This window comes from Streptomyces sp. NRRL S-378, from assembly GCF_000720645.1.
Taxonomy (GTDB): Bacteria; Actinomycetota; Actinomycetes; order Streptomycetales; family Streptomycetaceae; genus Streptomyces.
Genome location: NZ_JOBX01000007.1, coordinates 184,310 through 196,768 on the forward strand (window position 1 = coordinate 184,310; position 12,459 = coordinate 196,768).

Genomic DNA, 12,459 nt, shown 5'->3' on the forward strand with positions numbered 1-12,459 from the left:
CCTCGAAAACGGACGGGACGTCGCAACCGGCGCCCCCAAGTCCCGGGCGCGCAGGGGGTATCCCCAGCGCGACGGTGATCCTACTTGCCGACTGTCGCTCATACGCCCGGTAGGGTGTCGCGCGCAGCATGCGCATCCGCGAATCGAGCACGGGCGCGGACACCAACCAAGGGGGTCACGCAGGTGAGTACGGCCGGGACGACGGGTTTCTGCAGGGTCACCGTCGTGGCCCCCGACAGCCGCATCGACGTCGCCCTCCCCGAGGACATCGCCGTCGCCGACGTCTACCCCGAACTGCTGCGCCTCACCGGCCAGACCCAGCCCGTCGGCGCCCCGACCGGCTTCCACCTCGTGCGCCGTTCCGGGACCGTCCTCGACGGCGCCCGCACCCTCGCCGCCCAGCAGGTCCTCGACGGCGAGGTGCTGAGCCTGCGCCCCTTCGCCGAGTCCCTCCCGCCGGCCGTCTTCGACGACGTCTCCGACGCCGTCGCCTCCGCCGTCGTCCGCGACCGGCACCGCTGGAGCGACGACATGCTGCGCGGCGCGGGCCTCGCCGGCTCCGCCGTCCTGCTCGTCATGCTGGGCTTCGTCCTCTGGTACGCCGACCCCGTCCGCCACGACATGCACGGCCTGCCCGGCATCATCGCGGGCGCCGTCGGCGTCCTGCTCACCGCCGTGGCCGGGGTGCGCGCCCGCGTGTACCGCGACCGCCTCTCCGCCGTGGCCCTGGGCCTCGGAGCCCTCCCGCACCTGCTGATCGCCGGGTCCGGGATCGTCGGCCCCGCCGCCGGCCAGGGCCCCGGCCGGCTCCAGTTCCTCCTCGGCTGCGTCTGCGTCCTGGTGGCCTCCGTCGCGCTGGTCGCGCTCACCCCCAGCGGCGACGCCCCCTTCGTCGCGGCCACCTTCGTCGCCGCCACCGGCACCCTCGCCACCTTCGCCGCGATCGCCACCGAGGCCTCCGCGACCTACACCGCCGCGGTCTGCGCACCCGTCGCCATCGGCCTCGTCGCCTTCCTCCCCGGACTCTCCGCCCGCTTCGCCCGCCTGCCCATCGGCTACGCGGCCCCGACGAGCGCCACCGACGACTACGAGACCCCGGACCGCTACGAGACCGCCCCGTACGGCGACCAGGCCGACGCCGACCAGCCCGAGCAGGGCACCCCGCTCGACGCCGAGGCGATCGCCGCCCAGGCCCGCCGCGGCCACGAGATGCTCCTCGGCCTCGTCGGCGGCTGCGCCGCCGTCGCCGTCGGCGCCGCCGCGGTCCTCGGCTTCTCCGACAACACCTGGGGCCGCCTCCTGGCCCTGGCCACCGGCCTCGCCATGCTGCTGCGCGCCCGCCTCTTCCGCTACACCTCCCAGGTGGTCTGCGCCCTGACCGCCGGCCTCGCCGCCGTCGCGCTGCTGATCCTGGGCCTGTCCCTGCACCCGCCGCAGGCCCTGCTCGAAGCCTTCGTCGTGGAGCACGACCGCAGCGGCCTGGACCTGCGTACGATCTGGCTCACCGCGGCCGTCGCCGCCGGCGCGGCCCTCCTCGCGGGAATTGCGCTTGTCATCCCCCGCAAGGGCCTGTCACCCTTCTGGGGAAGGCTGCTCGACCTCACCGAGGCGGCGGTCCTGCTCAGCCTGGTGCCCCTGACCCTGGCCGTGCTCGACGTGTACGCCCGGGCCCGCGCTCTCACCAGCTGAGACGGGCCCGAGCGGCAGCCTGGTACGCTGTGTGACGGCCGTTTGTGTACGCGTCCCCCGGATTCCCTTCGAAGGGTCTGTGGACTGCGCCCAGCGGACCCCGCCTCCCGAGTAACGGAAGCTCCCCAGAGACTCAGACCTGGGGCACTCGGTGGCAACGAAGACCAAACGAGGAGTACGCGTGCCGCTCGACGCCGCTACGAAGAAGCAGATCATCACCGAGTTCGGTGCCAAGGAGGGCGACACCGGCTCCCCCGAGGTCCAGGTCGCGATGCTCTCCCGCCGCATCTCGGACCTGACCGAGCACCTCAAGACCCACAAGCACGACCACCACTCCCGTCGTGGTCTGCTGATCCTGGTCGGCCAGCGTCGCCGCCTGCTGCAGTACCTGGCCAAGAAGGACATCCAGCGCTTCCGTACGCTGGTCGAGCGCCTCGGCATCCGCCGCGGTGCGGCCGGCGCCAAGTAAGACGCCGTGAAGGGAGCGGTTCCCACAACCGGGGGCCGCTCCCTTTGCTGTACGTGCGGTACGGACCGGTCCCTTTGTAGTCTGGAACGGACGCACGTGTACGTCCGACGACGAGACGTGCACAACTGAAGAGGAGGAGCGCCCTCCCACGCCGCCGGTCCTCGGTAGTGGCACCCGGAATGCCCCACGGGCAACGAACCGGGTGCTTCGATCGAAGACCGGCCAGCACGCCAGGAGCGCTTCTCCGCAACCGTCCTCCGCCACACGGGCGGCGGACGGAGACGACGAAAATGGAGAAAACGCTAGTGGAGAACGAGACCCACTACGCCGAGGCCGTCATTGACAACGGTTCCTTCGGCACCCGCACCATCCGCTTCGAGACGGGCCGTCTGGCCCGCCAGGCCGCCGGCTCCGCCGTTGCCTACCTGGACGACGACACGATGGTGCTGTCCGCCACCACCGCGTCGAAGAAGCCCAAGGACCAGCTCGACTTCTTCCCCCTGACGGTGGACGTCGAGGAGCGGCAGTACGCGGCCGGCAAGATCCCCGGCTCCTTCTTCCGCCGTGAGGGCCGGCCCTCCGAGGACGCGATCCTCACCTGCCGCCTGATCGACCGCCCGCTGCGCCCGTCCTTCAAGAAGGGCCTTCGCAACGAGATCCAGGTCGTCGCCACCGTCATGGCGCTCAACCCGGACCACCTGTACGACGTCATCGCGATCAACGCCGCGTCCGCGTCCACCCAGCTGGCCGGCCTGCCCTTCTCCGGCCCGATCGGCGGCGTCCGCGTCGCGCTGATCCGCGGCCAGTGGGTCGCGTTCCCGACGCACACCGAGCTCGAGGACGCCGTCTTCGACATGGTCGTCGCGGGCCGCACCCTGGAGGACGGCGACGTCGCGATCATGATGGTCGAGGCCGAGGCCACCGAGAAGACCATCGCCCTCGTCAAGGGCGGCGCCGAGGCGCCGACCGAGGAGATCGTCGCCGCGGGCCTCGAGGCCGCGAAGCCGTTCATCAAGGTCCTCTGCAAGGCCCAGTCGGACCTGGCCGCCAAGGCCGCCAAGCCCGAGGGCGAGTTCCCGGTCTTCCTGGACTACCAGGACGACGTGTACGAGGCCCTCGCGGCCGCCGTCAAGGGCGAGCTCTCCCAGGCGCTGACCATCGCGGGCAAGCAGGACCGCGAGGCCGAGCTGGACCGCGTCAAGGAGATCGCCGCCGAGAAGCTCCTCCCGGCCTTCGAAGGCCGCGAGAAGGAGATCTCCGCCGCGTACCGCAGCCTCACCAAGGCCCTGGTCCGCGAGCGCGTCATCAAGGACAAGGTCCGCATCGACGGCCGCGGGATCACGGACATCCGTACCCTCGCCGCCGAGGTCGAAGCCATCCCGCGCGTGCACGGCTCGGCGCTCTTCGAGCGTGGCGAGACCCAGATCCTGGGCGTCACCACCCTCAACATGCTCCGCATGGAGCAGCAGCTGGACACCCTCTCCCCGGTGACCCGCAAGCGCTACATGCACAACTACAACTTCCCGCCGTACTCCGTCGGCGAGACCGGCCGCGTCGGTTCGCCGAAGCGCCGCGAGATCGGCCACGGCGCGCTCGCCGAGCGCGCGATCGTGCCGGTCCTCCCGACCCGCGAGGAGTTCCCCTACGCGATCCGCCAGGTGTCCGAGGCCCTCGGCTCCAACGGTTCGACGTCCATGGGCTCGGTCTGCGCCTCCACCATGTCGCTGCTGAACGCCGGTGTGCCCCTCAAGGCCCCCGTCGCCGGTATCGCCATGGGCCTGATCTCCCAGGAGATCGACGGCAAGACCCACTACGTCGCCCTCACCGACATCCTCGGTGCGGAGGACGCCTTCGGCGACATGGACTTCAAGGTCGCCGGCACCAAGGAGTTCGTCACCGCGCTCCAGCTGGACACCAAGCTCGACGGCATCCCGGCCTCCGTCCTGGCCGCCGCCCTCAAGCAGGCCCGCGACGCCCGCCTCCACATCCTCGACGTGATGATGGAAGCGATCGACACGCCGGACGAGATGTCCCCGAACGCCCCGCGGATCATCACCGTCAAGATCCCCGTGGACAAGATCGGTGAGGTCATCGGCCCCAAGGGCAAGATGATCAACCAGATCCAGGAGGACACCGGCGCCGAGATCACGATCGAGGACGACGGCACCATCTACATCGGTGCCGCCGACGGCCCGGCCGCCGAGGCCGCCCGCGCCACGATCAACGGCATCGCCAACCCGACCATGCCGGAGGTCGGCGAGCGCTACCTGGGTACGGTCGTCAAGACCACCACCTTCGGTGCCTTCGTCTCCCTGCTCCCCGGCAAGGACGGCCTCCTGCACATCTCGCAGATCCGCAAGCTCGCCGGTGGCAAGCGCGTGGAGAACGTCGAGGACGTGCTCGCGGTCGGCACCAAGGTCCAGGTCGAGATCGCCGAGATCGACCAGCGCGGCAAGCTCTCCCTGATCCCCGTGATCGAGGGCGAGGACGCCGCCGACGAGGCTGACAAGGACGACTCCGACAAGTGACGTCGCGTAGTTCCCGTGTGACGGCCCGCCCCTCCTCGGAGGGGCGGGCCGTCGCCCGTACCCAAACCCTGCTCAAGGGGCAGAACGGCATCGGCACCGTCCGCCGTACCGTCCTGCCCGGCGGACTGCGCGTCGTCACCGAGACGCTGCCCTCCGTCCGCTCCGCCACCTTCGGCATCTGGGCGCACGTCGGCTCCCGCGACGAGACGCCCACGCTGAACGGCGCCACGCACTACCTGGAGCACCTCCTCTTCAAGGGCACGCGACGCCGCAGCGCCCTCGACATCTCCTCCGCGATCGACGCGGTCGGCGGCGAGATGAACGCCTTCACGGCGAAGGAGTACACCTGCTACTACGCACGGGTGCTCGACACCGACCTGCCGCTCGCCATCGACGTGGTCTGCGACATGCTCACCGGCTCGCTGATCCGCGAGGAGGACGTCGACGCCGAGCGCGGGGTCATCCTCGAAGAGATCGCGATGACCGAGGACGACCCGGGCGACGTGGTCCACGACCTGTTCGCGCAGACGATGTACGGGGACACCCCGCTGGGCCGCCCCGTCCTGGGCACCGTCGACACGATCAACGCCCTCGGCGCCGACCGGATCCGCCGCTTCTACAAGAAGCACTACGACCCGACCCACCTGGTCGTGGCCGCCGCCGGCAACGTCGACCACAACAAGGTCGTACGCCAGGTCCGTGCCGCCTTCGAGAAGGCCGGCGCCCTCACCCGCACCGACGCCGAGCCGATCGGCCCGCGCACCGGCACCAAGCGCATCCGCACCGCCGGCCGCGTCGACCTGGTGAGCCGCAAGACCGAGCAGGCCCACGTGGTCCTCGGCATGCCCGGCCTCCACCGCACCGACGACCGCCGCTGGGCGCTCGGCGTGCTGAACACCGCCCTCGGCGGCGGCATGTCCTCCCGCCTCTTCCAGGAGGTCCGCGAGAAGCGCGGCCTCGCCTACAGCGTGTACTCCTACACCTCGGGCTTCGCCGACACCGGCCTCTTCGGCGTGTACGCGGGCTGCCGGCCCAGCCAGGTCCACGACGTCCTGCGGATCTGCCGCGACGAGCTCGACAAGGTCGCCACCGACGGCCTCGGCGACGACGAGATCAAGCGGGCCATCGGCCAGCTCTCCGGCTCGACCGTCCTCGGTCTGGAGGACACCGGCGCCCTCATGAACCGCATCGGCAAGAGCGAGCTGTGCTGGGGCGACCAGATGTCGGTCGACGACATGCTCGCCCGCATCGCCGCGGTGACCCCGGACGACGTCCGCTCGGTCGCACAGGATGTACTGGCCCAGCGGCCCTCGCTGGCGGTGATCGGCCCGCTGAAGGAGAAGCAGGCCGCCCGCCTCGACGAGGTCGTCGCCTAGATCCGTACGTAGGTAAGGAAGAGACTATGAGCAAGCTGCGCGTGGCAGTCCTCGGCGCCCGGGGCCGCATCGGCGCCGAGGCCGTCAAGGCGGTCGAGGCCGCGGAGGACATGGAGCTCGTCGCCGCGCTCGGCCGTGGCGACGAGCTGGAGACGCTGGCCGAGGCCGGCGCCCAGGTCGCGGTCGAGCTGACCACCCCCGCTTCCGTGATGGAGAACCTCGAGTTCCTCGTCCGCCACGGCATCCACGGGGTGGTCGGCACCACCGGCTGGACCGAGGACCGCCTCGCGCAGCTCGACACCTGGCTCGCCGCCTCCCCGAAGACCGGTGTGCTCATCGCGCCGAACTTCTCCATCGGTGCCGTCCTGACGATGAAGTTCGCCGCCCAGGCGGCCCGCTACTTCGAGTCCGTCGAGGTCGTCGAACTGCACCACCCCAACAAGGTCGACGCCCCCTCCGGCACCGCGACCCGTACCGCGCAGCTCATCGCGGCCGCCCGCGCCGAGGCCGGCCTCGGCGCACAGCCCGACGCCACCGCCACCGCGCTGGACGGCGCGCGCGGCGCGGACGTCGACGGCGTGCCGGTCCACGCCGTCCGCCTGCGCGGCCTGCTCGCGCACCAGGAGGTCCTCCTCGGAGGCGAGGGCGAGACCCTGACCATCCGTCACGACTCCCTGCACCACAGCAGCTTCATGCCGGGCATCCTGCTCGGCGCACGCCGCGTGACGCAGACCCCGGGCCTCACCTTCGGCCTGGAAAACTTCCTCGACCTGGGCTGACCGGACTGATTCACGATGCGCGCGAAGATCACGTACTTCATCACGGCCGCCGTACTGGTCGTCTACTTCGTCCTGGTCGGCAGCCGGGGCCTGCTGCTGATCCGGCAGGGAACCCTGCTCACCGTCACCTTCGGCGTGGCCGTGCTGATCCTGCCGCTCATCGGCATCTGGTTCCTCTGGAAGAACACGCAGTTCGTCACCAGGGCCAACCAGCTCGCCGGTGAGCTGGAGGCCGAGGGCGGACTGCCCGTGGACGAGCTGGAGCGCGACCAGTACGGCCGGATCCTGCGGGACTCCGCCGACGAGGTCTTCGCACGCCGCAAGGCCGAGACCGAGGACGCGCCGGGGGACTGGCGCAGCTGGTTCCGGCTCGCCGTCGCCTACCACGACGCCCGGGACACCCCGCGGGCGCGCAAGGCCATGCAGCGGGCGATCGCCCTGCACGACAAGAAGCCCGTACAGGTCTGACACCTGTACGGGCTCCACACGGCGCGTCCCGGCACCACCGGGACCCGGGTGTCAGGCGGGCACGGGCCGGTACTCCTCGGCCCAGGCCTCGACCGTGTCGGCCGCCCGGTCGAAGGCCTCGGCCCGCGACAGGAAGTCGGCGTTGTGGTCGGTCAGCAGCACCGGCGGCTCCGCGACGCCCCGGGCGGACACCGTCAGCGCCTGCCCCTGCACGGTCCTCGGCAGCCCCAGCCAGCGCACCGGCTGCTGCACCGTGCGGATCTCGGTGACCTCGTTCCACGCGATCGTGCGGGTCACGAAGAAGCCGACCCGGCGCAGACCCGTACGGCTGACCCACACGCCGACGCGCAGCATCTGCAGCGCGGACGCGAGGACGGCGAGAGCGGCGGCCAGGCAGGCGCCCGCTCCGCCCCAGCCGCTGCCCGCAAAGGCGACGATCATCGTGGCCAGCAGCATGAAGGCGGACAGCAGGAGCAGCACCGCGGAGATGGCCACCCGCCAGGGGCCGGGCCGGTAGGGCCGTCGCCAGCGGTCGTGGTCGGCGTGGGCCAGGACCTCGTCGCCGTCGTCGTCCGCATCGGACACGCCGTCGGCCGTCAGGAAGGGCAGGGGCACGGCTGGACCTCACTCACATGCACGTTCGGTAGGGCTGTGCCCGTGAGGCTACCGCCCCTCGGCCGCGGTCGACTGCTGCGACTTCTCCGGTGCCTTGTTCGGCTGAAGCGCCGGTATGCCGAAGAGCAGTGAGCCGGCGAGCCCCGCGACCACGGTCAGTCCGACCAGACTACGGGCGGCCAACTGGGCCTTGCCGAGCCGCTCGCGCGGCGGTGGGGTGACGTTGCTCCGGAAACGGTCGGCCTCGGCGACGAAGGCGAACGGAACGGGTTCGCGCCGGCGAAACATGAGAGGGAATCTCCTCGGGCTCGTTGCGGGTGCGTTCTGTTCCGTAGGACGTACGGGCCGCCCAATCGGTGCCGGATTTCACGACATCAACCAAAATTCATGGCTGTGCGTCAGCTGTGCGGATGCCCCGGTGACAGGTGAGCATGCGCAGCGACCCGTGAGGGGCGCCGTAGAGTGGGCGCGCCCCAGGACGCACGTTTGGAAGGACCCCCGGTGAGCGAGACCGCCGCTTCAGATCTGAAACCCAGCTTCCGCAGCGACGTGACGGTGGAGCTGGTGAAGCACTCCGCCGCCGACTCCGACGTGCTGTGGGCGGCCCGCGTCTCCACGGCCGGCGAGCAGTCCCTGGAGGAGCTGCAGAAGGACCCGGAGCGTTCCAAGGGCCTCATCAACTACCTGATGCGGGACCGCCACGGCAGCCCCTTCGAGCACAACTCGATGACCTTCTTCATCAGCGCCCCGATCTTCGTGTTCCGCGAGTTCATGCGCCACCGCGTGGGCTGGTCCTACAACGAGGAGTCGGGCCGCTACAGGGAGCTCGAGCCGGTCTTCTACGTCCCCGACGCGGAGCGCAAGCTCGTCCAGGAGGGCCGCCCCGGCAAGTACGTCTTCGTCGAAGGCACCCGGGCGCAGCAGGAGCTGACCGCCCGCGTCATGGAGGACTCCTACGTACAGGCGTACGAGGCCTACCAGGAGATGCTCGCCGCGGGCGTGGCCCGGGAGGTGGCCCGTTCGGTCCTGCCGGTCGGTCTCTTCTCCTCGATGTACGCCACCTGCAACGCGCGCTCGCTGATGCACTTCCTCGGCCTGCGCACGCAGCACGAGCTCGCGACCGTCCCGTCCTTCCCGCAGCGGGAGATCGAGATGGTCGGCGAGAAGATGGAGCAGCACTGGGCCCGGCTCATGCCGCTGACGTACGCGGCGTACAACAGCAACGGGCGCGTTGCCCCGTAAGGGCAGTTGCACCCATGGCGTACAGATGTACGGAGTCAAGTCCGAAGTGTCCGTATTGCCACGTTTCGTAAACTTCATCTAGGCTGATCAAACGGACCCGGCACTGCTTGAACCCCCGAGCAGGCAGTGCCGGCGTCCAACACTCCCGGTCACCGCCGGGAGGCATCCCCCGGTTGACGTCCCCCGAGGGGACACCGCGAGCATGGCAGCGAGTAGCGTGTTACCCATGGCTCCGATCTCGACTCCGCAGACCCCCTTCGGGCGGGTCCTCACCGCCATGATCACGCCGTTTACGGCGGATGGCGCACTCGACCTCGACGGCGCGCAGCAGCTCGCCGTCCACCTGGTGGACGCAGGCAACGACGGCCTGATCGTCAACGGCACCACCGGTGAGTCGCCGACCACCACCGACGCGGAGAAAAACGACCTCGTACGAGCCGTACTCGAAGCCGTCGGGGACCGCGCCCACGTGGTCGCCGGCATCGGTACCAACGACACCCGCCACACCCTCGAACTGGCCCGCCAGGCCGAGCGCACCGGCGCCCACGGCCTGCTCGCCGTCACCCCGTACTACAGCAAGCCGCCGCAGGAGGGCCTCTACCGGCACTTCACGGCGATCGCCGACGCGACCGGGCTGCCGGTCATGCTCTACGACATCCCCGGCCGCAGCGGCGTCCCGATCGAGACCGAAACCCTGGTCCGGCTGGCCGAGCACCCCCGTATCGTGGCCAACAAGGACGCCAAGGGCGACCTCGGCCGCGCCAGCTGGGCCATCGCACGGAGCGGCCTGGCCTGGTACTCCGGCGACGACATGCTGAACCTGCCGCTCCTGTCGGTCGGCGCCGTCGGCTTCGTCTCCGTCGTCGGCCACGTGGTCACCCCCGACCTGCGCGCCATGCTGGAGGCCCACCTCGCCGGGGACGTCCAGAAGGCGGCCGAGATCCACCAGAAGCTGCTTCCCGTCTACACCGGGATGTTCCGTACCCAGGGTGTGATGACCACCAAGGGCGCGCTGAACCTGCAGGGCCTGCCCGCCGGCCCGCTGCGGCTCCCCCTGATCGAACTGACCGACGAAGAGACGGCTCAGCTCAAGATCGATCTTGCCGCGGGCGGGGTACAGCTCTGACAACGGACTTCACAACTGAATAAGCACCACCGGACAAATACAGAGCAGACAACAGCAAGTGCACGAATGACATGCGCGCCACGTGCCTTCCGGGTACGTGGCGTGCGTGGTGAGGAGACACTTTTGAGCCATCCGCATCCGGAACTCGGTCCGCCGCCGAAGCTGCCCAAGGGCGGCCTCAGGGTCACCCCTCTGGGTGGTCTCGGCGAGATCGGCCGCAACATGACCGTCTTCGAGTACGACGGCCGCCTCCTGATCGTCGACTGCGGCGTCCTCTTCCCCGAGGAGGAGCAGCCGGGCATCGACCTGATCCTGCCGGACTTCTCGTCCATCCGGGATCGTCTCGACGACATCGAGGGCATCGTCCTCACACACGGTCACGAGGACCACATCGGCGCCGTTCCGTACCTCCTGCGGGAGAAGCCGGACATCCCGCTGATCGGTTCCAAGCTGACGCTGGCCCTCATCGAGGCCAAGCTCCAGGAGCACCGCATCCGTCCCTACACCCTCGAGGTGAAGGAGGGCGAGCGCGAGGCCCTGGGCCCCTTCGACTGCGAGTTCATCGCGGTCAACCACTCCATCCCGGACGCCCTGGCCGTGGCGATCCGCACCGGCGCGGGCCTGGTCGTCGCCACCGGCGACTTCAAGATGGACCAGCTCCCGCTGGACAAGCGCCTCACGGACCTGCACGCCTTCGCGCGGCTGAGCGAGGAGGGCATCGACCTCCTGCTGTCCGACTCCACGAACGCCGAGGTCCCGGGCTTCGTGCCGCCGGAGCGCGAGATCTCCACCGTCCTGCGGAACGTCTTCGCCAACGCCCACCACCGGATCATCGTGGCCAGCTTCGCCAGCCACGTGCACCGCATCCAGCAGATCCTCGACGCCGCCCACGAGTACGGCCGCCGGGTCGCCTTCGTCGGCCGCTCGATGGTCCGCAACATGGGCATCGCCCGGGACCTGGGCTACCTCCGCGTCCCGGCCGGCCTCGTCGTGGACGTCAAGACGCTCGACGACCTGCCGCCCGAAGAGGTCGTGCTGGTCTGCACCGGTTCCCAGGGCGAGCCGATGGCGGCCCTGTCCCGCATGGCGAACCGCGACCACCAGATCCGGATCGTCCCCGGTGACACCGTGATCCTGGCGTCGTCCCTCATCCCGGGCAACGAGAACGCGGTCTACCGCGTGATCAACGGCCTGACCCGCTGGGGCGCCAACGTCGTGCACAAGGGCAATGCCAAGGTGCACGTCTCGGGCCACGCCTCGGCCGGCGAGCTGCTGTACTTCTACAACATCTGCAAGCCGCGGAACCTGATGCCGGTCCACGGCGAATGGCGCCACCTGCGCGCCAACGCCGAGCTCGGTGCCTTGACGGGCGTCCCCAAGGACCGGATCGTCATCGCCGAGGACGGGGTGGTCGTCGACCTGATCGACGGCAAGGCCCGGATCTCCGGAAAGGTGCAGGCCGGCTACGTGTACGTGGACGGTCTCTCGGTCGGTGACGTCACCGAGTCCTCGCTCAAGGACCGCCGGATCCTCGGCGACGAGGGCATCATTTCGGTCTACGTCGTCGTGGACAGCACCACCGGCAAGGTGGTCAGCGGCCCGAACATCCAGGCCCGCGGTTCCGGGATCGAAGACGGGGCGTTCGGCCCCGTCGTCGCGAAGATCGAGGAGGCCGTCGCCCGCGCCGCGGCCGACGGCGTCGCCGAGCCGCACCAGATCCAGCAGCTCATCCGCCGCACGATGGGCAAGTGGGTCTCGGACAGCTACCGCCGCCGCCCGATGATCCTCCCGGTCGTCGTCGAGGTCTGATCAGGCCCTCGCCGTAGCGCCGTCACCGGAGCGGGGCAACCGGATTTGCATCCGGGGGCCCCGCTCCAGTACGTTTACGTCTCCACCCCGCAAGAGACCCCGGCACACACGTGTGTCCGGGCTGTGTCGTGCGGGCGGGTGGGAATCAGACACCGGGGAGACCTGATAAAGTCTGATCCGCCCGAAAGGGAAAGGCCCTCCAACGGCCACTGAATTCAAATCCGAGCTGGAAACGGCAAGGAAATGGTCTGGTAAGGTTGGATCCGCCGGAAAGGGAAACGCGAAAGCGAGAACCTGGAAAGCGCCGAGGAAATCGGACACGAAAGAGTCTGATAGAATCGGAAACGCAAGACAGCAG

The 12,459-nt window shown here is 69.7% G+C and carries 11 protein-coding genes; 9 read left to right on the forward strand and 2 right to left on the reverse strand.

Going from position 1 to position 12,459, the window contains the following annotated elements; translation table 11 throughout:
* The first annotated feature begins 183 nt into the window (after window positions 1-183).
* From eccD to IH80_RS0107400, 6 genes are all read left to right on the forward strand, one after another.
* On the forward strand, window positions 184-1,689 hold the full coding sequence (gene eccD / locus IH80_RS0107375) for a type VII secretion integral membrane protein EccD (RefSeq protein WP_030958667.1): 1,506 nt from the start codon (window positions 184-186) through the stop codon (window positions 1,687-1,689).
* A gap of 181 nt (window positions 1,690-1,870) precedes the next feature.
* Window positions 1,871-2,158, forward strand: coding sequence for a 30S ribosomal protein S15 (gene rpsO, locus IH80_RS0107380; protein WP_030011220.1), 288 nt, complete (start codon window positions 1,871-1,873; stop codon window positions 2,156-2,158).
* A 305-nt stretch (window positions 2,159-2,463) separates the two neighbouring features.
* Window positions 2,464-4,686: a polyribonucleotide nucleotidyltransferase gene (locus IH80_RS0107385; protein ID WP_030958668.1), complete on the forward strand. Its 2,223-nt coding sequence runs from the start codon at window positions 2,464-2,466 to the stop codon at window positions 4,684-4,686.
* Window positions 4,683-6,062: a M16 family metallopeptidase gene (locus IH80_RS0107390; RefSeq protein ID WP_030958671.1), complete on the forward strand. Its 1,380-nt coding sequence runs from the start codon at window positions 4,683-4,685 to the stop codon at window positions 6,060-6,062. Before IH80_RS0107385 ends, IH80_RS0107390 begins: the two co-directional genes overlap by 4 nt.
* A gap of 26 nt (window positions 6,063-6,088) precedes the next feature.
* Entirely contained in the window at window positions 6,089-6,841 is a 753-nt protein-coding gene (gene dapB / locus IH80_RS0107395; RefSeq protein WP_030958672.1) for a 4-hydroxy-tetrahydrodipicolinate reductase, read from the forward strand.
* Between the two features lie 15 nt (window positions 6,842-6,856).
* Entirely contained in the window at window positions 6,857-7,309 is a 453-nt protein-coding gene (locus tag IH80_RS0107400; RefSeq protein ID WP_030958673.1) for a hypothetical protein, read from the forward strand.
* 51 nt (window positions 7,310-7,360) lie between these two features.
* On the opposite strand, the gene IH80_RS0107405 is transcribed toward IH80_RS0107400, so the two are convergent.
* Complete coding sequence (locus IH80_RS0107405) at window positions 7,361-7,924, reverse strand: hypothetical protein (RefSeq protein ID WP_030958674.1); 564 nt, start codon at window positions 7,922-7,924, stop codon at window positions 7,361-7,363.
* A gap of 48 nt (window positions 7,925-7,972) precedes the next feature.
* Window positions 7,973-8,212, reverse strand: coding sequence for a hypothetical protein (locus IH80_RS0107410; protein ID WP_030958676.1), 240 nt, complete (start codon window positions 8,210-8,212; stop codon window positions 7,973-7,975).
* A 213-nt stretch (window positions 8,213-8,425) separates the two neighbouring features.
* On the opposite strand from IH80_RS0107410, the gene thyX reads away from it, so the two are divergent.
* The 3 genes from thyX to IH80_RS0107425 all read left to right on the forward strand — a co-directional run bounded on the left by thyX (window position 8,426) and on the right by IH80_RS0107425 (window position 12,101).
* Window positions 8,426-9,166 (forward strand): FAD-dependent thymidylate synthase, encoded by a 741-nt coding sequence (gene thyX / locus IH80_RS0107415; protein WP_030958678.1) that lies wholly within the window; start codon window positions 8,426-8,428, stop codon window positions 9,164-9,166.
* 226 nt (window positions 9,167-9,392) lie between these two features.
* A complete protein-coding gene (dapA, locus tag IH80_RS0107420) occupies window positions 9,393-10,292 on the forward strand; it encodes a 4-hydroxy-tetrahydrodipicolinate synthase (RefSeq protein ID WP_030958680.1) in 900 nt (299 codons plus the stop codon).
* Between the two features lie 123 nt (window positions 10,293-10,415).
* Window positions 10,416-12,101 (forward strand): ribonuclease J, encoded by a 1,686-nt coding sequence (locus tag IH80_RS0107425; protein ID WP_030958682.1) that lies wholly within the window; start codon window positions 10,416-10,418, stop codon window positions 12,099-12,101.
* Window positions 12,102-12,459: the final 358 nt, after the last annotated feature.

Excerpts from the sequence above, each read along its gene's own strand:
- IH80_RS0107410 (WP_030958676.1), bottom strand. The coding sequence starts at position 8,212 with ATGTTTCGCCGGCGCGAACCCGTTCCGTTCGCCTTCGTCGCCGAGGCC.
- dapB (WP_030958672.1), top strand. The coding sequence starts at position 6,089 with ATGAGCAAGCTGCGCGTGGCAGTCCTCGGCGCCCGGGGCCGCATCGGC.
- IH80_RS0107400 (WP_030958673.1), top strand. The coding sequence starts at position 6,857 with ATGCGCGCGAAGATCACGTACTTCATCACGGCCGCCGTACTGGTCGTC.
- dapA (WP_030958680.1), top strand. The coding sequence starts at position 9,393 with ATGGCTCCGATCTCGACTCCGCAGACCCCCTTCGGGCGGGTCCTCACC.